Annotated in this window: 17 protein-coding genes and 3 pseudogenes; 12 read left to right on the forward strand and 8 right to left on the reverse strand. The window is 72.6% G+C overall.

Annotated elements, in window-relative coordinates:
- Both IG02_RS0135105 and IG02_RS0135110 read left to right on the forward strand, forming a co-directional pair.
- A partial coding sequence (locus IG02_RS0135105) for a tyrosine-type recombinase/integrase (protein WP_234315028.1) occupies nt 1-1064 on the forward strand: 1064 nt, incomplete at its 5' end.
- Between the two features lie 148 nt (nt 1065-1212).
- Nucleotides 1213-1884 carry an HNH endonuclease family protein gene (locus IG02_RS0135110; RefSeq protein ID WP_030757570.1) on the forward strand — a complete coding sequence of 224 codons (672 nt, stop codon included), beginning with the start codon at nt 1213-1215 and terminating at the stop codon, nt 1882-1884.
- Nucleotides 1885-2248: 364 nt separating this feature from the next.
- Here IG02_RS0135110 and IG02_RS0135115 read toward each other — a convergent pair whose 3' ends face one another.
- The gene (locus IG02_RS0135115; RefSeq protein WP_030757573.1) at nt 2249-2494 is read right to left on the reverse strand and encodes a winged helix-turn-helix domain-containing protein; all 246 of its coding nucleotides are present in this window, start codon (nt 2492-2494) and stop codon (nt 2249-2251) included.
- Between the two features lie 153 nt (nt 2495-2647).
- On the opposite strand from IG02_RS0135115, the gene IG02_RS38125 reads away from it, so the two are divergent.
- Nucleotides 2648-3040 carry a hypothetical protein gene (locus tag IG02_RS38125; RefSeq protein WP_051766162.1) on the forward strand — a complete coding sequence of 131 codons (393 nt, stop codon included), beginning with the start codon at nt 2648-2650 and terminating at the stop codon, nt 3038-3040.
- A gap of 158 nt (nt 3041-3198) precedes the next feature.
- Here IG02_RS38125 and IG02_RS0135125 read toward each other — a convergent pair whose 3' ends face one another.
- Together IG02_RS0135125 and IG02_RS37340 are read right to left on the reverse strand one after the other, a co-directional pair.
- Complete coding sequence (locus IG02_RS0135125) at nt 3199-3402, reverse strand: helix-turn-helix domain-containing protein (protein ID WP_030757579.1); 204 nt, start codon at nt 3400-3402, stop codon at nt 3199-3201.
- 398 nt (nt 3403-3800) lie between these two features.
- Nucleotides 3801-4539: pseudogene (locus IG02_RS37340) on the reverse strand (undecaprenyl-diphosphate phosphatase).
- A 352-nt stretch (nt 4540-4891) separates the two neighbouring features.
- Here IG02_RS37340 and IG02_RS0135135 point away from each other — a divergent pair.
- The 4 genes from IG02_RS0135135 (at nt 4892) to IG02_RS0135150 (ending at nt 11361) form a co-directional block, all read left to right on the forward strand.
- Nucleotides 4892-6865: a methylmalonyl-CoA mutase subunit beta gene (locus tag IG02_RS0135135; protein WP_030757582.1), complete on the forward strand. Its 1974-nt coding sequence runs from the start codon at nt 4892-4894 to the stop codon at nt 6863-6865.
- The gene (scpA, locus tag IG02_RS0135140; protein WP_051766163.1) at nt 6865-9192 is read left to right on the forward strand and encodes a methylmalonyl-CoA mutase; all 2328 of its coding nucleotides are present in this window, start codon (nt 6865-6867) and stop codon (nt 9190-9192) included. The genes IG02_RS0135135 and scpA overlap by 1 nt, the downstream gene beginning before the upstream one ends.
- 4 nt (nt 9193-9196) lie before the next feature.
- Entirely contained in the window at nt 9197-10180 is a 984-nt protein-coding gene (gene meaB / locus IG02_RS0135145; protein ID WP_030757588.1) for a methylmalonyl Co-A mutase-associated GTPase MeaB, read from the forward strand.
- Nucleotides 10181-10287: 107 nt separating this feature from the next.
- Nucleotides 10288-11361 carry an enoyl-CoA hydratase/isomerase family protein gene (locus IG02_RS0135150; RefSeq protein WP_030757590.1) on the forward strand — a complete coding sequence of 358 codons (1074 nt, stop codon included), beginning with the start codon at nt 10288-10290 and terminating at the stop codon, nt 11359-11361.
- Nucleotides 11362-11535: 174 nt separating this feature from the next.
- On the opposite strand, the gene IG02_RS0135155 is transcribed toward IG02_RS0135150, so the two are convergent.
- Nucleotides 11536-12240 carry a TVP38/TMEM64 family protein gene (locus IG02_RS0135155; protein WP_030757593.1) on the reverse strand — a complete coding sequence of 235 codons (705 nt, stop codon included), beginning with the start codon at nt 12238-12240 and terminating at the stop codon, nt 11536-11538.
- A gap of 349 nt (nt 12241-12589) precedes the next feature.
- On the opposite strand from IG02_RS0135155, the gene tuf reads away from it, so the two are divergent.
- Nucleotides 12590-13759 (forward strand): elongation factor Tu, encoded by a 1170-nt coding sequence (tuf, locus tag IG02_RS0135160; RefSeq protein ID WP_030757596.1) that lies wholly within the window; start codon nt 12590-12592, stop codon nt 13757-13759.
- A gap of 230 nt (nt 13760-13989) precedes the next feature.
- Entirely contained in the window at nt 13990-14853 is an 864-nt protein-coding gene (locus IG02_RS0135165; protein WP_030757598.1) for a spermidine synthase, read from the forward strand.
- Here IG02_RS0135165 and IG02_RS0135170 read toward each other — a convergent pair.
- Nucleotides 14818-16119: an MFS transporter gene (locus IG02_RS0135170; RefSeq protein ID WP_030757600.1), complete on the reverse strand. Its 1302-nt coding sequence runs from the start codon at nt 16117-16119 to the stop codon at nt 14818-14820. The two genes, IG02_RS0135165 and IG02_RS0135170, sit on opposite strands and share 36 nt — an antisense overlap.
- Nucleotides 16120-16182: 63 nt before the next feature.
- On the reverse strand, nt 16183-17298 hold the full coding sequence (locus tag IG02_RS0135175) for a hypothetical protein (protein WP_030757602.1): 1116 nt from the start codon (nt 17296-17298) through the stop codon (nt 16183-16185).
- A gap of 94 nt (nt 17299-17392) precedes the next feature.
- On the opposite strand from IG02_RS0135175, the gene IG02_RS0135180 reads away from it, so the two are divergent.
- From IG02_RS0135180 to IG02_RS0135190, 3 genes are all read left to right on the forward strand, one after another.
- The gene (locus IG02_RS0135180) at nt 17393-17845 is read left to right on the forward strand and encodes a DUF4442 domain-containing protein (RefSeq protein ID WP_078855072.1); all 453 of its coding nucleotides are present in this window, start codon (nt 17393-17395) and stop codon (nt 17843-17845) included.
- Nucleotides 17846-18103: 258 nt separating this feature from the next.
- Entirely contained in the window at nt 18104-18766 is a 663-nt protein-coding gene (locus IG02_RS0135185) for a DedA family protein (RefSeq protein WP_030757607.1), read from the forward strand.
- 199 nt (nt 18767-18965) lie between these two features.
- Nucleotides 18966-20192, forward strand: coding sequence for a cytochrome P450 (locus tag IG02_RS0135190; RefSeq protein ID WP_030757609.1), 1227 nt, complete (start codon nt 18966-18968; stop codon nt 20190-20192).
- A 124-nt stretch (nt 20193-20316) separates the two neighbouring features.
- Here the strand turns inward: IG02_RS0135190 and IG02_RS0135195 are convergent.
- A pseudogene (locus tag IG02_RS0135195) lies at nt 20317-21486 on the reverse strand (cytochrome P450); the annotation flags it as partial.
- A gap of 27 nt (nt 21487-21513) precedes the next feature.
- A pseudogene (locus tag IG02_RS0135200) lies at nt 21514-21777 on the reverse strand (ATP/GTP-binding protein); the annotation flags it as partial.

Consider the following 21777-nt stretch of genomic DNA (forward strand, 5'->3'; position numbering starts at 1 on the left):
CGCTTCCTGGAGAGCCCATGCCCGGCCGTGATCACACATTCCCCGTCCCACGCCCGTCGGCGGAGTTGTCGACCGACCGGCACGACCCCCGCGACGACTGGCCCGACGAAGCCCGCAACCTCGCCGACCACCTCACCGCCATCTACGGCGACCGCGACCCGCTCCCCACCATCGCCGGAGGATGGATCGCCCGCCAGAAGAGCCGCCACACCCGGCGGGCCTACGTGCGAACGTTCAAGGCGTGGGAGGAGTACACCCGCTCCACCGGCATCCACCCGCTCCAGGCGAAGCTGCCGCTCGCCGACGCCTACGCCAAGCACCTCGCCAAGACGCCCACCCGCAACGGCAAGCCGCCAGCCGAGACCACCCAGGCCCAGGCCCTCGCTGCCACCGGGAGCTTCTACACCTACGCCGCACGCCTCCAGGTCGTCGACTCCGACCCGTTCGCCGCAGTCAACCGGCCCTACGTCGACCCCGACTACTCGCCCACCGAGGGCATGACCGAAGAGGAGACGACCCGGCTCATCCAGACGGCCGCCGACTGGGCACCCCGCTCCTACGCCCTCGTCATGCTCCTCTATCTCACTGGCGCCCGCGTCGACGAACTGCTGTCCCTCGACGCCAACCAGCTCGGCTACGACAGGGGCCATCGCACGCTGCCCCTCACACAGAAGGGCGGCAAGAAGCGGCCCGCGCCCGTACCGCCGCTCGCCCTCGACGCGCTCCTCGCCTACCTCGGCGACCGCACCGACGGTCCGCTCTTCATCACCGAGCGCGGCCGCCGCTGGACGCAGCCCGAAGTCTGGAAGCACCTCCGCGTCCTCGCCCGCCGGGCGGGCATCCCGCAAGCCGACAGCATCAAACCCCACACGCTGCGGCACCAGTTCATCACCGACAACCTCGCCAACGGCGTTCCCCTCCAAGACGTCCAGGACGCCGTCTCCCACTCCGACCCACGCACCACCCAGCGGTACAACCGGCGCCGCCGCCAACTCGACAACCACCCTGCCTACGCACTCGCCGCCAAGCTCGGAGTGAGGCTCCAACAAGGCACGGTCGAGTAGGCTCGCCCCGTACCAGACTGACTACGGCTCCGCCTGGCATCCCCCGTCGAGGCGGAGCCGCTGTCTGCCGGTATGAGGATTTCGCCCTCCCGGGTGACACACCAGCAGACCTGGCCCTCAACGGCCATAGCGCCGGTATCACCGGACCATGACCATCTTCACGCGCGGTCTGGCCGCTGCCGCTCTCCTCACCCTCCAGCTCGCTGCCTCCGCCCCGTCCGCAGTCGCGGACGCCGGGCCAGTCACGCTCGCCCCGATCACGCTCGCTGAAGGCATCTCTGTCCTTCCCGTCGCCGAGGAGTCCCGCGAGGGGTACAAGCGCACTCTCTTCAAGCACTGGGTCGACGTTGACAAGCACGGATGCGACACCCGCCAGGAGACGCTGAAGGCCGAATCACGGATCCCTGCGACCGTCGCTGCTGGCTGCAAGGTGACCGCGGGGGAGTGGTACTCCTACTACGACGGCGTCACAGTCACGGACCCGAAGCAGTTGGACATCGACCACGTCGTTCCCCTTGCTGAAGCCTGGGATTCGGGGGCGTCCGGCTGGACGGCGAAGCGTCGCGAGCAGTACGCCAACGACCTCGACGCCGAGCGCAGCCTCGTGGCGGTGACGGGGAAGACGAATCGCTCGAAGGCTGACAAGGATCCGCAGGACTGGATGCCGCCGCTGGCCGACGCCCGCTGCACGTACATCGCGGACTGGGTCGGCACGAAACTTCGCTGGCAGCTGTCCGTCGACCAGGCGGAGCGGAAGGCATTGACGCGGATTGCTGACGGCTGCGGCCAGGAACGAGTCGAGTACACCCCCGCGCCGTAGGACTGGACGTCGGCCGACGTGGCCGTGAGGCCGCACTGTCGTAGCGGACTCGTATCGTAGAACCATCTATCCCCGAGACTGCGGGGATTGCTTCTGGCCCCGCCCCGGAGTGATGCCCGGGGCGGGCTGCTGCTGTCACCCCACGGCCGCGATCCTGCCTACGCTGCTTCGGCAGCCTCAGATCTGACCGCTGCCGCCCATTCCGCCAGGAGCCGCTGATACGTCTCCTGCTCGACCGGAGACAGCACCCCGTCGGCCCGAGCCCAGAGGGCACGGATCTCCTCATTCACCACGGCAGCAGGCCGCGCGGCACCAGGGCGAGAAGAAGCGGACATGCCAGAAGGATAGGCCGGGCGACTGACAATCAGTCAGCGTCAGCGGCCGGCGTCGCGATCACGAACGTTCCCTTGTTCGGCAGCGTCCGCACCAGCCCGCGGTCCCGCAGTTCCTGAACGGCTCGCCGAACCGTTCCAGACGCGACCCCGTATTCCGCGCCCATCGCCCGCTCATTCGGCAGCCGTGCTCCGACAGGGATCCTCCCGGCCGCGATCTCCTGCTCGACCTGGTTTGCGACCCGCACGTACACGTACTCGATCGGCTCGTGCTCCATGCCCGGAACGTATGGCGCGAGGGTGCAGCCTGCACCTGTAGATGGCCGTATGGGGCACTATGGGGCGGCCTATAGCGGTAGCTTCTGAGCAGCAGAAACCCCCGCAGCCGTGCAGGGCTCGGGGGTACGGCCGACACTCGCTGGAGTATCGACATGACGCAGCCTATCGACGGCGCCCCCGACGCAGACCCTCACGGCTGGTGCCACTGGCACAAAGGCCCCTCGCGGTCGGCTGAGCTGATCGAGGTCATCAAGTCCGGGCCGAGCGTCGGCTACGAAATGTACGCCTGCGGCCCCTGCCGCGAACAGCGGCACCTCACCCCGCATGTGGAGCCCGCCTCGCCGCTCGACCTCCTCGTGCCGCAACTTTGCGAAACGTGCGGTGAAACCACGACCTTGCCCACCCGCGTTGGCATTCACCATGCAGGTAGCGGTGGCGGACGCGTCATGTACGCCTGCCCGTCCTGCCAGGCCGGTCCTCAGCGCCTACTGCCCCTCGACCGGCATCCGCGCGACTCATACGGGTTCCCGCGCTTGGAGCTGTGAACCGCCACCGCCTAGGAGATGCGCAGACGGTGACTCTTTCACACCCCGTGTGCGCGATTCACTTAGATACGTTCTCGCCACACCCTTTTCCATGTGGAAACTATCGGCTTTACTCGGTGGCGGCGAGGAGGAGCATAGGCCGCCCCCCCACGGGCCGCTCAGTCGAGGAAATCGGTGACGTGTATGTCCAGGGCGCGGGCAACCCGCAGTAAGTGGCTGATCTTCGCGTCGCTGGTGCCTGCCTCTAGGCGCTGGACGGTGGACCGGTCGATGCCAGCACGCTCTGCCAACTTCTCCTGCGTAAAGTCCTTACGCATCCGCTGATCTTGTACGCGCCTGCCGATGGCTCGACGGGCGGCGATCTTAAGTCAGCAGCTAGATTGAAGCTTTTTTGGATCACGCCCAGACCGGCGGCAGTGATCTTCGCGATGCGACCCGCGTCGCCCTGAGGCGACCGCCCGCTCTTCCGAGCACCCCCGGTGGGGCGGGTGGTCTTCCCCTCGGCCCCCGGGATGGGGCTCCGAGAGGAAATGGCTGCGGGCGCCTGACGTCGTCAGGCGCCCGCATTGCCCATCCGTAGACCGGCCAGGGTGGGGCGGTCGTATCCCCGCCCCTCCAGGTGGCGCTCCCACCCTGGCCTCGGATGGGAGAGTGGGAGACAGATGGGAGATGATCAAGGTGAGAGGGCTCGAATTGGCTCTAAAATCCGCTAAAAAACTCTAGCGGTCTTGCCCGCCCGCCCCCGTCCCGCCGGGCGTCGTCAGCCCGCCGACTCGCCCGCGTGCGGGCTCAGTGTGTCGGTCCCGACCAGCACGAACAGCGCGATGCCGAGGAGGCGCGTCCTTCAGTTCGTACGCGCCCGAGGCGAGCACCGCCGGTACCGCCAGCAGGAAGGAGTAGCGGGCCGCCGACTCGCGGGTGTACCCCATCAGCAGGCCGCCGCTGATGGTGGCGCCCGAGCGGGACACGCCCGGCACCAGGGCCATGGCCTGGCAGAAGCCGTAGATCAGACCGTCCCGGACACCCAGGTCCTTGAGGGTCTTGCGCTCCTTGCCCGCGCGGTGCCTGCCGCCGCTCTCGTCGCGGGCCGCGAGCCGGTCGGCGATGCCGAGGACGACGCCCATCACGATCAGCGTGGTCGCGATCAGGCGCAGATCCCGGAACGGGCCCTCGATCTGGTCCTTGAGGGTGATGCCGAGCACGCCGATGGGGATCGAGCCGACGATCACCAGCCAGCCCATCCGCGCGTCGTGGTCGCCGCGCATCTCCTTGTTCACCAGGGAGCGGGACCACGCGGAGAGGATCCGGGCGATGTCCTTGCGGAAGTAGATCAGGACGGCCGCCTCCGTGCCGATCTGGGTGATCGCCGTGAACGCGGCCCCCGGGTCGTGCCAGCCCGCGAACGCCGCGGTCAGCCGCAGGTGCGCGCTGGAGGAGATCGGGAGGAACTCGGTCAAACCCTGGACGAGCCCGAGGATGAATGATTCGAACCAAGACATGGGGTGCTACGCCGTCCAAGAGGAGTTCGGGGCACTGGCCGGCGGAGCCGTGGCGCAGTGACGGGCTGACAGGGCCAGGGCCGTGGGGCGTTGGCCGTGGGCAGCGTAGCGTCTGCCTGTCGCGGGGCCGTCGCGGGGTCATTCGGGTGAAACCCGGGTAAAGCGTCGGTGTGATCGCGGCAAATGCCCGGGGTGGTGAAGGTGAACGCGTCGGGCGGCCCCGGGCGGTCCCGTATGCCGACGGGCCGTCAGCGTCACCCCTCATGACGGCTCCTACTCGCAGGTAAGGAGAGGGATAGCTCACACGCGCGCGCCCTGCTGCTCTTCCGGCGCGCTGCCCTAACATCTGGGCATGACGGTCCTGCCCGATGACGGGCTTTCCCTGGCCGCCGAGTTCCCGGAAGCGACCCGCGCGCAATGGCAGAGCCTGGTGGCAGGCGTACTGCGCAAGTCAGGGCGGGAGCTGACGGGGCCGGCCGCGGAGGAAGCGCTTCTCACCACGCTCCAGGACGGGCTCACCACCCGCCCCCTCTACACCGCCGAGGACATCGCCGGAAGCCTCGCCGACGACGCCTACGAGGACGCCCGCGGGGACACCGCGGAGGGCGACTGCGGAGACGGCGCCGGGGCCCCCGCCGGGTTCGGCGCCGCGCGCACGGGTCTGCCGGGATTCGCGCCGTTCACCCGGGCCGGCCGCCCGGAGGGCGCCGCCGTCTCCGGCTGGGACGTACGGCAACGGCACGCGCATCCCGATCCCCGGCGGACCAACGAGGCCGTGCTCGCCGATCTGGAGAACGGCGTCACCTCCCTCTGGCTCACCGTCGGAACCGCCGGCGTGCCCGCCGGTGAACTGGCCACCGCCCTCGACGGAGTCCATCTCGACCTCGCCCCCGTCGTCCTCGACGCCGACGACCAGTTCGCGTCCGCCGCACGCGCGTTGCTGGCGCTCTACGACCGGCGCGGCATCGCGCCGCACGCCGCCCGGGGCGGCCTCGGCGCCGATCCCGTCGGCCGGTTCGCCCGTACGGGACGTCGGACGGCCGGAGACATCGACCGGGCCGTGGAACTCGCCGCGCTCTGCGACCGGACGTACCCCGGCCTGCGCGCCGTCTGCGTCGACGGGCTGCCGTACCACGAGGCCGGCGCCTCCGACGCCCAGGAACTCGGCTGCGCCCTGGCCACCGGGGTCGGCTGGCTGCGCGACCTGACCGGGGCCGGGCTCTCGGCCGAAGCGGCCTGCGGGCAGCTGGAGTTCCGGTACGCGGCCACCGCCGACCAGTTCCTGACGATCGCCAAGTTCCGGGCCGGGCGGCGGTTGTGGGCCCGGGTGGCCCAGGTCTGCGGCGCGCCCGCCGGGGCCGGGGCGCAGCGCCAGCACGCGGTGACCTCGCCGGTGATGATGACGCGCCGCGACCCGTGGGTGAACATGCTGCGCACCACCGTCGCCTCGCTCGCGGCCGGCCTCGGCGGCGCGGACGCCGTGACCGTGCTGCCCTTCGACCACGCGCTCGGGCTGCCCGACACGTTCGCCCGCAGAATCGCCCGCAACACCTCCACGATCCTGCTGGCGGAGTCCCATCTGGGCCGGGTCATCGACCCCGCCGGCGGCTCCTGGTACGTGGAACGGCTCACCGACGACCTCGCCCGCGCCGCCTGGGCCTGGTTCCAGGAGATCGAACGGGCCGGGGGCCAGCGGGCCGCCCTGCGCTCCGGTCTGATCGGCGAGCGGATCGAGGGGACCTGGCGGGAGCGGTCCGGGCGGCTGGCCCGGCGGGCCGAACCCATCACCGGCGTCAGCGAGTTCCCGCTGCTCGACCAGGCACCCGTCGAGCGGGAACCGGCACCGGCGCCGTCGGGCGGCGGGCTCCCGGTGGTCCGGCGCGACGAGGCGTTCGAGGCGCTGCGGGCCCGTTCCGACGCGCACCTCGCGGCCACCGGCGCCCGCCCCCGGGTCTTCCTGGCCGCGCTCGGACCGGCCGCCGCGCACACGGCCCGGGCCGCCTTCGCCACCGGCTTCTTCCGGGCCGGCGGCATCGAGACCGTGCACGACCCGGTGTCGGTCGACGCGGACACGGCCGCCGACGCCTTCGCGCGCAGCGGGGCCACCGTCGCCTGCCTGTGCTCCAGTGACGCGCTCTACGCCGAGCGGGCGGCCCCCGTCGCCGAGGCGCTCAAGGCCGCCGGCGCGGCCCGGGTCTTCCTGGCCGGCCGGCCGGGCGAACACCGGGAGACGTATCTACGGGCGGGGATCGACGAGTTCGTCTCCGTGGGCACGGACGCGGTCGCCGTCCTCGGCTCCGTTCTCGACCGGATGGGAGTGGCGTGATGAGGATCCCCGACTTCTCCGAGATCGCACTCGACGGACCCCCGCCCGGCGCGGGGGCGGGCGCCCGCGACGCCGCGCCGGTCACCGAGGAGCAGTGGCGTACGGCCGTCAAGGAAGCCACCGGCACCTCCGCCGACGACCTCGGCTGGGACACCCCCGAGGGCATCACCGTCAAACCCCTCTACACCGAACGGGACCTGGCCGGGCTCGACTTCCTCGCCACCTACCCCGGCATCGCCCCGTACCTGCGCGGCCCGTACCCCACCATGTACGTCAACCAGCCCTGGACCGTACGGCAGTACGCGGGCTTCTCCACCGCCGAGGAGTCCAACGCCTTCTACCGGCGCAACCTCGCCGCCGGGCAGAAGGGCCTCTCGGTCGCCTTCGACCTGCCCACCCACCGGGGCTACGACAGCGACCACCCCCGGGTCACCGGCGACGTCGGCATGGCGGGCGTCGCCATCGACTCGATCCTCGACATGCGCCGGCTGTTCGAGGGCATCCCGCTGGACCGGATGAGCGTGTCGATGACGATGAACGGCGCGGTGCTGCCCGTTCTCGCGCTGTACATCGTCGCCGCCGAGGAACAGGGCGTACCGCCGGGGCAGCTGACCGGGACCATCCAGAACGACATCCTCAAGGAGTTCATGGTCCGCAACACCTACATCTACCCGCCGCAGCCGTCGATGCGGATCATCTCCGACATCTTCGCCCACACCTCGCGCGAGATGCCCCGCTACAACTCCATCTCCATCTCCGGCTACCACATCCAGGAGGCCGGGGCGACGGCCGACCTGGAACTGGCCTACACCCTCGCCGACGGAGTGGAGTACCTGCGCGCCGGGCTCGGCGCCGGACTGGACATCGACGCGTTCGCGCCCCGGCTGTCCTTCTTCTGGGGCATCGGCATGAACTTCTTCATGGAGATCGCCAAACTGCGGGCCGCCCGGCTGCTGTGGGCCAAGCTGGTCAAGCGGTTCGGCCCCGCCGACCCGAAGTCCCTGTCCCTGCGCACCCACGCGCAGACCTCCGGCTGGTCGCTCACCGCGCAGGACGTCTTCAACAACGTCACCCGCACCTGTGTCGAGGCGATGGCCGCCACCCAGGGCCACACCCAGTCGCTGCACACCAACGCGCTCGACGAGGCGCTCGCGCTGCCCACCGACTTCTCGGCCCGGATCGCGCGCAACACCCAGCTGCTCCTCCAGCAGGAGTCCGGGACCTGCCGGGTGGCCGACCCGTGGGGCGGCAGCGCGTACGTCGAGCGGCTGACACACGACCTCGCGCGGCGGGCCTGGCAGCACATCGAGGAGGTCGAGGCGGCCGGCGGCATGGCACGGGCCATCGACGCCGGGATCCCCAAGCTCCGGATCGAGGAGGCCGCGGCCCGCACCCAGGCGCGGATCGACTCCGGGCGCCAGCCCGTCATCGGCGTCAACACCCACCGGGTGGAGACCGACGAGACGATCGACGTCCTCAAGGTCGACAACTCCGCCGTCCGCGGCCGGCAGATCGAGAAGCTGCGACGGCTGCGCGCCGAACGCGACGAGGACGCCTGCCAGGACGCCCTGCGCGCCCTGACCGCCGCGGCGGAGGCGGAGCCCGGCCCCGGGCCGGAGCGGAACCTCCTCGCCCGGGCCGTGGCCGCGGCCCGCGCGAAGGCCACGGTCGGGGAGATCTCCGACGCCCTGGAGCGGGTGTACGGCCGCCACGCGGGCCGCATCCGTACCATCGCCGGTGTGTACCGCAACGAGGCAGGCACCTCCCCGGCCGTGGAGCGCACCCGCGCCGCCGTCGAGTCCTTCGCCCGCGCCGAGGGCCGCCGCCCGCGCATCCTGGTCGCCAAGATGGGCCAGGACGGCCATGACCGGGGCCAGAAGGTGATCGCGACGGCCTTCGCCGACCTGGGTTTCGACGTGGACGTCGGCCCGCTGTTCCAGACGCCGGCCGAGGTCGCCCGGCAGGCCGTCGAGGCGGACGCGCACATCGTCGGCGTCTCGTCGCTCGCCGCCGGACACCTCACGCTCGTACCGGCGCTGCGCGAACACCTCGCCGCGGAGGGCCGCGAGGACATCATGGTCGTCGTCGGCGGGGTGATCCCGCCCGGGGACGTCGAGGAACTGCGCCGCGCGGGTGCGGCCGCGGTGTTCCCGCCGGGGACGGTGATCCCGGACGCGGCGGGGGCCCTGCTGACGGAGCTGGCGCGGTCGCTGGAGCACGAGGCCGGCCCCGACGTCGCCGCCGACCCCGCTGCCGTGCCGGGATCCGCCCCCGAGCCCGCCGCCGACCCCGCCTCCGGCAGCCCGGTGCCCGGCGACGAGAGGTGAGTGCGTGCCGCCCCGGATCGACATCGACGCCTACGTCAAGGGCGTACTGGACGGCAACCGCGCGTCCGTGGCCCGAGCCATCACGCTGGTGGAGTCCACGCGCGCCGACCACCGCGCGCTCGCCCAGCGCCTGCTGACCGAACTGCTCCCCTACGCGGGGGGAGCGCGCAGGATCGGGATCAGCGGGGTCCCCGGCGTCGGCAAGTCCACCTTCGTCGACGCGCTCGGCACGCTGCTGACCGGGCAGGGACACCGGGTCGCGGTGCTCGCCGTCGACCCGTCCTCCAGCCGGACCGGCGGATCCATCCTCGGCGACAAGACCCGGATGGAGCGGCTGGCCGTCGATCCCGCGGCCTTCGTCCGTCCCTCGCCCACGGCCGGGACCCTCGGCGGGGTCGCGCGGGCGACCCGGGAGACCGTCGTCGTGATGGAGGCGGCGGGGTACGACGTGGTGCTCGTCGAGACCGTGGGCGTCGGCCAGTCCGAGACGGCCGTGGCGGGCATGGTCGACTCCTTCCTGCTCCTCACCCTCGCCCGCACCGGCGACCAGCTCCAGGGCATCAAGAAGGGCGTCCTCGAACTGGCCGACGTCATCGCCGTCAACAAGGCCGACGGCCCGCACGAACGGGACGCCCGCTCCGCCGCGCGCGAACTGGCGGGCGCGCTGCGGCTGATGCGCTCCCCGGACGCGGTGTGGACGCCCCCGGTCCTCAGTTGCAGCGCACGCGAGGGCACGGGGCTCGCCGAGGTGTGGGAACGCCTCGAACAGCACCGCTCCCTGCTCGACGCCGACGGCCGCCTCGCCGCGATCCGAGCCGACCAGCAGGTGGAGTGGGCCTGGTCGATGGTCCGCGAGCGACTGCTGAGCCGGCTGCGGGAGGACCCGGCGGTCCGGGAGCTGACGCCGGAGCTGGAGCGCCGGGTACGGGAGGGCACGCTCACGGCGACGTCCGCGGCCGAGCGGATTCTCGACGCGCTGGACCGCTGACGCGACCGCGTCCCGCCGTCCCGCGCGTCACCCGGCGCGGGGGCCCGGCCGGGGCGGGCCGATACTGGGAACGTCGCGTCGGCCCAGGGGAAGGAACCAACCGGAGCATGGCTCACGAGGAACCGGTACTGATCGCCAGGGCCGGGCGCACGGGCCGCGTCACGCTCAACCGCCCCCGCGCCCTCAACGCCCTCACCCACCCCATGGTGCTGCGCGTCGCCGAGGCCCTGACGGCGTGGGAGCGGGACGAGAGCGTGGCCGCCGTGGTCGTCGACGGGGCCGGCGACCGCGGGCTGTGCGCGGGAGGCGACATCCGGGCGATCCACCAGGACGCGCGTACGGGCGGCGGCGCCTCGGCGCCGTTCTGGCGCGACGAGTACCGGCTGAACGCCCGCATCGCCCGCTACCCCAAGCCCTATGTCGCGCTGATGGACGGCATCGTGATGGGCGGTGGCGTCGGCGTCTCCGCGCACGGTGACGTACGGGTCGTCACGGAACGGTCGGCCGTCGCGATGCCGGAGACCGGCATCGGGCTGGTCCCCGACGTCGGCGGCACCTGGCTGCTCACCCGTGCACCCGGCGCGCTCGGCACCCATCTCGCGCTCACCGGACGGGCGGCGGGCGCGGCGGACGCGCTGCTGTGCGGGCTCGCGGACCACTACGTACCCGCCGACCGGCTGCCCGCGCTGCGCGCCGCGCTCGCCGGCGACCGCGTACGGGACGGGGCGGACGTACGGGAGACGGTACGGCGGTACGCGTCGGCCCCGCCGGCCGGCCAACTCGCCGCCGACCGGGCCTGGATCGACGCCTGCTACGCGGCCGGCACCGTCGAGGAGATCGTCGACCGGCTGCTCGGCCACGGCGAGCCCGCCGCCAAGGAAGCGGCGGAGACGATCCTGGGCCGATCACCCACCGCTCTTAAAGCCACCCTCGCCGCCCTGCGCCGGGCCGCCCGGCTGAACACCCTGGAGGAGGCGCTCGACTGGGAATACCGCGCTTCCTGTGCCGCGCTCGACACCCCGGACCTGCTGGAGGGGATCCGGGCGCAGGTCATCGACAAGGACCGCGCGCCCCGCTGGTCCCCGGGGGAACTGGAGCGGGTGACGGAAGCGGACGTGGCGCGCTTCTCCGCCCCACCGCCCGGCGGGGACCTGGGGCTGAGCCCCGTATCGCGGAACTGACCACCGGGCCGGGGACGGGCGCACCCGGGCGGCGGATCCGGCCGCCGGATCCGGACCGCCGGGCCGGGGGCCGCAAGGCCCGGGTCGGCGGCCGGGGGCCACGGGACCCGGGGCGGCGGATCCGGGACGGCGGGTCAGCGCCGTCGGGCCGCCCGGCACGGCCCGCCGCGGGGATCAGCGCCCGCGCAGATGATGGCGCTTGCGCCAGGCGACGGCTGCCGCGCCCAGCCCGGTCAGCACGATGAACCCCAGCGCGACCAGGAACACGGGGGACGTCGGGGCCGCCGCGCGGCTGCCCGCGACCACGTACGCCGCCGTGTTGGGAACCGACCCGAGAGCCGTCGCCAGCAGGAACGGCGCCCACCCCATCCGCGAGACGGCCGCGCAGTAGTTGGCCGCGGCGAACGGCACCCCGGGGAACAGCCGGATCGCCAGCATCGACCGGAAGCCGTGCCCGCTCAGCTGCCGGTCGGCCGCCGTGAGCCAGCGCCCGCGCAGCAGCGGGCGCAACGCCTCCTGGCCGAGGAACCGGCCGAGCCCGAAGGCCAGCCCCGCCCCCAGCACGGTCCCCGCCAGCGCGGCGGCCAGCCCGAACTGCGCACCGAAGAGCGCTCCCGCGGCCAGGTTGAGCAGCGGGCGCGGGACGAACGCGACCGCGCACAGCCCGTACGCCAGCGCGAACAGCACCAGGGCCGCGCCCCCGCCGATCCGGGCGGGCATGCCCTCCGTGAGCACTCTCTGGGGCTCGTACAGCGACACCACGACGGCCGCCCCGGCCAGCACGGCGACCAGGACCGAGAAACGCGACCAGGGGGAGAGCAGGATCCGCGAGCAGCGGACGACGAGCCCCGAGGAGCCCCGGGTGATGGTGTCGGACATTCGGGGAGACTAACCGACAGACCTGTGTGATCGCCGCGCGGTGTTCCCCATGGCCCTCCGGAGGCGCGCCCAACCGGGCCGTCCGGAAAAACCGTTCGACGCGCGAGGCACCACCGGGCCAGTATCGACGGCATGTTCCGGTACGCCTTCCCCGCAGCGCCGTCCGCAGTCGCGGACGCGCCGAAGGCTGCCGCGCGCCCCGCGCCCGCCGCACTCGACGCTGCGGCGGCGGCGCCCCTCGGCGGCGCCCGAAGCTGACCCTTCCCGGATCGTCCGGCGGACCCCGCAGGGGGAGGGTCGGCAAGACCCGGGGGTCCCGCTCACGCTTCGAGAAACGGTTGCGTACCTCATGTCCAAGACGGCGTACGTGCGGACCAAGCCGCACCTCAACATCGGCACCATGGGCCATGTCGACCATGGCAAGACCACCCTGACCGCGGCCATCACCAAGGTGCTCAGCGACCGGGGGACCGGCACCTTCGTGCCCTTCGACCGGATCGACCGGGCCCCGGAGGAGGCCGCCCGGGGGATCACCATCAACATCGCCCACGTCGAGTACGAGACCGACACCCGGCACTACGCGCACGTGGACATGCCGGGCCACGCCGACTACATCAAGAACATGGTGACCGGGGCCGCCCAGCTCGACGGGGCCATCCTCGTCGTCTCCGCGCTCGACGGGATCATGCCGCAGACCTCCGAACACGTCCTGCTCGCCCGGCAGGTCGGCGTCGACCACATCGTCGTGGCGATCAACAAGGCCGACGCGGGCGACCCGGAACTGACCGACCTGGTCGAGCTGGAGGTCCGCGAACTGCTCACCGCGCACGGTTACGGCGGTGACACCGCGCCCGTCGTCCGGGTCTCGGGCCTGCGCGCCCTGGAGGGCGACCCGCGCTGGGTCGCCGCCGTGGAGGCCCTGCTGGACGCCGTCGACACCTATGTGCCGGTGCCCGTCAGGTACACGGACGCGCCCTTCCTGCTGTCCGTGGAGAACGTCCTGACGATCACGGGCCGGGGCACGGTCGTCACCGGTGCCGTCGAGCGCGGCACCGTGCGCGTCGGGGACCGGGTGGAGGTGCTGGGCGCCGGTGTCGAGACGGTCGTCACCGGGCTGGAGACCTTCGGCAAGCCGATGGAGTCCGCGCAGGCCGGGGACAACGTCGCGCTGCTGCTGCGCGGTACGCCGCGCGACGCGGTCCGCCGGGGCCATGTCGTGGCGGCGCCCGGCAGCCTCGTGCCGAGCCGCCGCTTCACCGCGCGGGTCCATCTGCTGCCCGCACGGGAGGGCGGCCGCTCCACGCCCGTCACCACCGGCTACCGGCCGCAGTTCTACCTCCGTACGGCGGACGTGGTCGGCGACATGGACCTGGGCGAGGCGGCGGTGGCGCGCCCCGGCGACACGGTCACCGTGACCGTCGAGCTGGGCCGGGACACGCCGCTGGAGCCGGGGCTCGGCTTCGCGATCCGTGAGGGCGGCCGTACGGTCGGCGCCGGAACGGTCACCGCGCTGCTCTGAGCCGGCCGCTACCGCCGGGAGCCGGCCCGGCCGGGGCCGGTTCCAGGCCGGCGATCCGTCGCGGGGCGGGCTCGCCGCCCGGTCGGCCGGCCCCGCGCCCGGTCGCCCCCGCCCCGGTAGGTTCGCCGGCCGGGGCCGGCCTTCCGTCCTCCGGCCGGCCTTCGCCCTCCGGCCGGGCTCGGGGGCCGGGCGGTCGCGCCCGGCCGTTCCGCCCGCGCGACAATGGGCACGTGCACGAAGAGCCCGCCTCCGCCCCCGAGCCCGTCCCCGTCGTCCGCGCCGTCGACGGCGGTACCGCCAGGCTGCTGCCCGACCTGGACCGGGCACGGGCCTGGCTGCTGACGGTCGACGACGCGCCGCAGTCGTACGTGGACCTGGACGAGCCGCGGCACCTGGAGTTCGAGTACGTACGGCGGCTCGCCCACGTCATCGACTGCGCGGCGGACGAGGGCACGCCGCTCACCGTCTGGCACCTCGGCGGCGGGGCGCTCACCCTGCCGCGCTACGTGGCCGCCACCCGTCCCGGCTCGGCCCAGCACGTCGTCGAGGCGGACGGGGCCCTGCTGGCGTTGGTGGCCGAGCGGCTGCCGATACCGGACGACAGCGGGATCACCGTGCACGGCGCGGACGCCAGGCGGTGGCTGGAGGCCGCTCCGGACGGGGCGGCCGACCTGCTGATCGCCGATGTCTTCGGCGGCTCCACCATCCCCGCGCACCTCACCTCCGTGGAGTACGCGCGCCAGGCCGCCCGGGTGCTGGGGGCCGACGGGATCTACGCGGTGAATCTCGCCGACGGAGCGCCCTTCGGCTTCCTCCGCTCCCAACTGGCCACCCTCGCCGCCGTCTTTCCCGAACTGGCGCTGATCGCCGAGCCGTCCGTACTGCGGGGCCGCCGCTTCGGCAACACCGTCCTGGCCGCCTCCCGCCGCCCCCTCGACACTGCCGCGCTCGCCCGCCGTGCGGCGGCCGACGCCTTCCCCGCCCGGGTCGAGCACGGCGCGGCGCTGCGGCGGCGGGCCGGCCGCGCGGCGCCGGTACGGGACAGCGGGGCGGTGCCCTCACCCCGCCCGCCCGACGGCGCCTTCAGCGTCTGAGACGTCCGGCGCCGACGCGGCCACCGGGTCCTTCGCCTCACGACGGGCGAGCCTCCGTACGTCGGGCACGAACAGTACGGCGGCCGTCAGCAGCACCACCAGAGCCGCACACCCCCACAGCGCCTGTGTCCGGCCGAAGGTCGCCTCCGCCGGTCCCGCCAGCGCCGTGGCGAGCGGAATCATGGCGACCGAGCCCAGCATGTCGTACGCGGCGACCCGGGACAGCTTCTCCTCCGGGATCTCCTGATGCAGCGCGGTCATCCACGCGACGCCGAACACCTCGATCGACAGGCCGGCCAGGAACATGGCCACCGCCAGCCCCGCCGTCGGCAGCGGTACCGCGACGCCGGCCGGGATCAGGGCGTACGGGAAGACACAGAGCGAGCCCACGAGCAGCAGCCGCCGGGGCCGCCAGCGGGCCATCAGCAGCGCGCCGCCCACGGTCCCGGCCCCGAACGCGGCGAGCACGAAGCCCCAGGGGCCCGAGCCGCCGAGCTCCTCCTGGGCGACCACCGGCCCGTACACCGCCTCGGCCGCCACGACGACGGCGTTGACCACCGCGAACTGGGCCACTACGGCCCACAGCCACGCCCTGCCCGTGAACTCCCGCCAGCCGTCCCGCAGGTCGGCCAGCATCCCGTCCCCCGGCGTGCGCGCCGGGATGTGGCCGACGTCGAGGAACAGGCGGAGCGCCCCGGCGACGAGGAAGGCGGCGGCGTCGACGGCCAGCACCCACCCGGGACCGACCACCGCGATCAGCGCGCCGCCCAGTGCCGCGCCGCCGATGCCCGCGCCCTGCACGGACATCCGGTACAGCGCGAACGCCCGGCCCGCCTGCGCCGCGGTCACGCTCGACAGCAGCATGCCCTCGGAGGCGGGACTGAAGAAGGCGTGGCCGGTGCCGCCCAGCGCGGACAGCAGCGCCATCTGCCACAGGTGTGGCTCGCCGAGGAGGACCAGCGCGGCGAAGGCTCCCTGCGAGGCGAAGTTGAGGGCGTTGGCACCCACCATCACCCGGTGGCGCGGCAGCCGGTCCGCGAGCGCGCCGCCGACCAGCAGGAAGAGCACCAGCGGGACGGTACGGGACGCTGCCACCAGCCCCACGTCCCCGGCGTCGCCACCCGCCTGGATGACCGCGAACGCCGCGGCGATCAGCGCCCCCTGGCTGCCCAGTTGGGTGATGATCGCCGCGGCGGTCAGCAGTGTGTAGTTACGGCCGGCCCAGGCGGAACGGCGGTGGCCCGTGTCGGCGGCGGGAGACGTCACCCGAGGGACTATCGCGCGGCCGGACCCGGCTGCCAAGCGGTTTTCCGGCGCCCGGGGACCGGCTCAGGCGGGCGGCGAGGCCAGCCGCACCGTGCTCATGATCTTCTTCATGGTGTCGTCCGACAGCTCGTCGGGGACACCGGCGTTGGCGTACAGCACCCAGGTCGCGTAGTCGCCCTTGGCGTTGGTGAAGGTGAAGGCGATCGACTTGCCGTCCGTGTCGCACTTGTTCTTCTTGGCGACGCCGGTGGCGGTCGCCGTCGCGAAGTGGCCCTTGAGACCGGTCGTGGTGGTGTAGGCCTCGGCCTCGCTCATCTTCACCGTGCCCGACTTCGTGGCCTCCTCCGGGGTCTGCGCCTGGTCGTACGCGGCCCAGACCCAGGTCCCCGCCTCGCTGCGGGCCGCCGACGCCGTGTCCTTGGCGCCCCGGCCGCCCTTGGTGCCGACGCCGGCGAGGCTGCTGTCCTCTTGCTTGCCGTCCTTGTTGGTGTCCTGCGAGCACCACTGGGACTTGTAGGTCGCGGGGGCGGAGAAGGTGACGACGGGCGAGCCGTCCCCCTTCGCGGCGTCCTCGAACCCGGAGTGGACGTCGGGCTTGTCGACCTCCCAGTCCGCGGGCACGTCGAACTGGGTGCCGTGCTTGGGATTGGTCACGACCTTCCAGCCCGATATCTGCGGCTTGTTGGCGGAGCCGTCCCGGGGGTTGGCGACGGACTCGGCCGGCGCCGGGTCCTCCTCGGGCGCGGATGCCGACGCGGACGCCTTGTCGTCGCCGGAGGCCGTGTCCTTCTTCTTGTCGTCGTCGCCCAGAACGAAGAACGCCGTGCCCGCGGCGACGGCCACCACCACCGCCGCGGCGACGGCCGCCACGACGGTCGTGTTCTTCTTGTCCTTCGAGGGGCCGGGGCCGCCGGGCGGCCCCGGTACCGAGTACTGCTGCGGCACGGTCGGCTGCTGGTACGGGTTGGGCTGCTGGCCAGTCGGTCCGGGCGGTCCAGGCGGTCCGGGCTGCGCCGGCTGCTGCCCGGACGGCGGGTGACCGGGCTGCTGGTACCCCGGCTGCTGGTAGCCGGGCTGCTGATACGGATTCGGTTGTTGGTACCCCGGCTGCTGGTACGGATTCGGTGTCTGGTCCTGCGGGTTCTGCTCGCCCCCGGGCGGCTGCTGTCCTGGCCACATGGCGAATAACGATAGAGGTGCTTTTCGGCCGCTGCCACGTCCGGCCCGTCAGGGGATGGTGAAGCTCTGCTACTCGTAGGTAACATCACGCCGTATGAGCGCTGATCAGATGTCCACCGGCGAACTGCTCGCCGCCACCGTTCCGATGGTCAGGACCCTGGGGCTGGAATTCCTGGAGACCACCACGGAACGGGCCGTCGTCCGCCTGCCCGACCGGCCCGATTACCACAACCACGTCGGTGGCCCGCATGCCGGAGCGATGTTCACACTCGCCGAGAGCGCCAGCGGCGCGATCGTCCTGGCCGCCTTCGGCGACCAGCTCGGCCGCGCGGTGCCGCTCGCCGTCCGGGCGGAGATCGACTACCGCAAACTCGCCATGGGCGCGGTCACGGCGACCGCGACGCTCGGCCGGCCGGTCCGGGACGTGGTGGCGGAGCTGGACGCGGGGGAGCGGCCCGAGTTCCCGGTGGCGATCGCCCTCGCCCGGGAGGACGGCGCGGTCACGGGAGAGATGACCGTCGTATGGACCCTCCGCCCCAACGCCTGATCGTCCGCGCGCCACGGGCGGCGGTGCCACTCCGGTACCTGATCGTTCCCGGCCGGCCGCTCCGTGTTCCCGGCCGCCTCGGGACACCGGGTAGGCTGCACGGGCGTGCGCTGCACCCGCGCACGCCCGCGCGGCGGCCGCCCGCGGGAAGCGGGCACACCCGAGCCGCCCGGCCGCGATCAGCGCTTCCTGACCGTCGCGCCGGCCGTCGCGGACCGATCACCGCGGACATCGCGCACTTCACGGAAGGAACCGGCGTTGCACGTCCAGGAGTGGCTTGAGACCGTCCCCGCGGTCAGCGTCTACCTCCTGGTGGGGGTGGTCATCGGGCTGGAAAGCCTCGGTATCCCGCTGCCGGGCGAGATCGTGCTCGTCAGCTCCGCGCTGCTCGCCTCCCAGCACGGCGAGATCGATCCGTTCGTCCTGGGCGCCTGTGCCACCGCCGGCGCGATCATCGGGGACTCCATCGGCTACGCCATCGGCCGTAAGGGCGGGCGGCCACTGCTCGCCTGGCTCGGGGGCAGGTTCCCCAAGCACTTCGGCGAGGCACAGATCGCGATGGCGGAGCGGTCCTTCGAGAAGTGGGGCATGTGGGCGGTCTTCTTCGGCCGGTTCGTGGCCCTGCTGCGGATCTTCGCCGGACCGCTGGCGGGCGTGCTGCGCATGCCGTACTGGAAGTTCCTGATCGCCAACGTGCTGGGCGGCATCGTCTGGGCCGGCGGTACGACAGCGGTCGTCTACACCGTGGGCGTGGTCGCCGAGGCCTGGCTCAAGCGCTTCTCCTGGCTCGGGCTGGTGCTCGCCGTCCTCATCGGGCTCACGTCCATGCTCGTCCTGAAGAACCGGGCGAAGAAGGCCGCCGAGCGGGCGGCGGCGACGCCGGCGCCCGGGGAGCCCGACACCGTGCCCGCCGCCGACTGACGCCCGCGCCGCCGCCCCGCCCGCACATCCCTCGGGCGCGAGCCCGCGCCGCGACGGGCGCACCCGGTGCCGCGACGGGCGCACTCGGCGGCGCGCGCCCGGCCGGGCCCTGGCCTGTTCTCGACGGCCGTTGATCAATAACCTTGGTCGCACGGAGCGTCCTCCGATCAGGACCGTACCGACCGAGGGAGCAGCATCCATGCCCACCGCACCGCAGGTCCCCGACATACTCTCGCCGGAGTTCGCCGCGAACCCGTATCCGGCCTATCGCGTCATGCGGGAGAGCGCGCCGCTCATCTGGCACGAGGCCACGCGGAGCTACATCATCTCCCGGTACGACGACGTGGAGCGGGCCTTCAAGGACAAGGAGGCCGCTTTCACCACCGAGAACTACGACTGGCAGCTCGAACCCGTCCACGGAAGGACCATCCTCCAGCTCAGCGGCCGGGAACACGCGGTGCGCAGGGCCCTGGTCGCCCCCGCGTTCCGCGGCGGCCAGCTCCGGGACTCCATCCAGCCGGTCATCGAGCGCAACTCCCGCGAACTGATCGACGCCTTCCGGCACACCGGCTCCGCCGATCTGGTCCGGGACTACGCGACCCGGTTCCCCGTCAATGTGATCGCCGACATGCTGGGTCTCGACAAGGCCGACCACCCCCGGTTCCACGGCTGGTACACCGCGGTCATCGCCTTTCTCGGCAACCTGTCCGCCGACCCGGAGGTGGCGGCGGCCGGTGAGCGCACCCGCGTCGAGTTCGCGGAGTACATGCTGCCCATCATCCAGCGGCGCCGGGAGGACCTGGGCGACGACCTGCTGTCCACCCTCTGCGCCGCCGAGGTCGACGGCGTACGGATGAGCGACGAGGACATCAAGGCCTTCTGCAGCCTGCTGCTCGCGGCCGGGGGCGAGACCACGGACAAGGCGATCGCCGGCATCATGGCCAATCTGCTGGCGCACCCGGACCAGTTGGCGGCCGTACGCCAGGACCGCGGGCTGATCGAGCGGGCGTTCGCGGAGACCCTCCGGTACACCCCGCCGGTGCACATGATCATGCGGCAGACCGCGCGGGACGTCGAAGTCAGCGGCGGCACGATCCCGTCCGGAGCCACGGTCACCTGCCTGATCGGGGCCGCCAACCGGGATGGCACCCGCTACCGCGACCCGGACACCTTCGACATCTTCCGCGAGGACCTGACCACCACGACGGCCTTCTCCGCCGCCGCCGACCATCTCGCCTTCGCCCTCGGCCGGCACTTCTGCGTCGGCGCGCTGCTGGCCAAGGCCGAGGTCGAGACGGGCGTCAACCAACTGCTCGACGCCATGCCGGACATGCGCCTCGCGGACGGCTTCGACCCGGCGGAGCGCGGGGTGTTCACGCGCGGGCCCGAGTCCCTGCCGGTCGAGTTCACCCCCGTCGGGTCCTGACGGCGGGCGGCGGGCCCGGTACGACGCCGGGCGGCACGTGCGGGCACCGTACGGCACATGCCGGGCACCGTGCGGCACATGCCGGCCGGGCGCGGGCGGCGGGCACATCCGCCGCCCGCGTTCGTCACCGTACGACGGGAGTGAACCGCACCGGCAGCGAGGTCAGCCCGCGCATCCAGATCGACGGCCGCCAGGTCAGCTCCTCCGGCTCCACGGCGAGCACCACGTCCGGCAGCCGCTCCAGCAGCGTCTCGATCGCGGTACGGGCGATGACGTCGGCCAGCAGCGGGCCGGGGTAGAGGCAGCGGTGCTCGCCGTTGCTGAACGACAGGTGCGCCGAGTTCTCCGCCCCGACATGCCCCTCGGGCCAGATCTGCGGGTCCGTGTTGGCCGCGGCGAAGCCCAGCACGAGGCAGTCGCCCGCCTTGATGTGCCGGCCGCCCAGCTGGGTGTCCCGCACCGCCCACCGGCCGACGAAGTTCTGCGTCGGGGTGTCCAGCCACAGCACCTCGTTGAGCGCGTGCCCCACACTGAGCCGGCCGCCCGACACGTTCAGCGCGAACCGGTCGTCCGTCAGCAGCAGCCGCAGCGTGTTGCAGATCCAGTTGGCCGTCGGCTGCTGGGCCGCGGCGATGACGGTGATCAGGTCCTGGACGACCTCCTCGTCCGTCAGCCCGGCCGGGTGGGCCAGCATCCGGGACGTGACGTCGGGACCGGGGCTGTTCCGCTTCTCCTTGACCAGCCGCTCCATGCGCTCCTGCACGCGCAGGTACGCGGCCACGGGGTCGTCGTCCTCGGGCGCGTCCAGCGAGATCTTCAGGTCCCGGACCAGGTCCTCGGTGTCCACGTCGCCCTGCGGTATCCCGCAGAGCTGGACCACCGCGCGCATCGGCAGAGCGTGCGCGTAGGAGGCCATCAGCTCGGCCTGCCCGCTGCCGGCGAACGTGTCGATGAGCCCCTCGGCGATCTGCCGGCACACATGGGCCAGTTCGAACTGGTCGACGGCCTCCAGCGCCTCGCTGATCACGCCGGCCCGCCGCTGGTGCTCCGCGCCCTCGGTGAACAGCAACGAGGGCTGGTAGCCGACGAACGGCATGAGCGGCCAGTCGTCCGGGATGTTGGGCCACTGGTTCCAGCGCCGTGAGTCCCGGGCGAAGAGGTCGTCGTGGCTGGTGACGTAGCTGACCTCGGCGTAGCCGAGCACCAGCCAGGCGGGGATGTCCCCGTCGAGCAGGACCGGGGCGACCGCGCCGTGCTCGCGGCGCATCGCCCGGTACAGCTGCGAGGGGGCCTGCGGGGCCGAGGGGGCCTGCGGGGTCGGTCATGGTGTCATCTCCCGGGCCATGGCCAGTTCGTAGAGGTGGTCCACGAGGGTGATCAGTACGTTCTTGCCGGAGGAGCGTACCCGTGCGTCGCAGTCGATCAGCGGGACGTGCTCGGGCAGCGACAGCGCCTGGCGGATCTCCGCCAGCGAGAACGAGGAAGCGTCGTTGTCGAACCGGTTGACGGCGACGACGAAGGGGGTCTTGTGGTGTTCGAGCCGGTCGATGGCGTACCAGGAGTCGCTCATGCGGCGGGTGTCGAC

This window comes from Streptomyces sp. NRRL F-5135, assembly GCF_000719775.1.
Classification (GTDB): Bacteria; Actinomycetota; Actinomycetes; order Streptomycetales; family Streptomycetaceae; genus Streptomyces; species Streptomyces hebeiensis.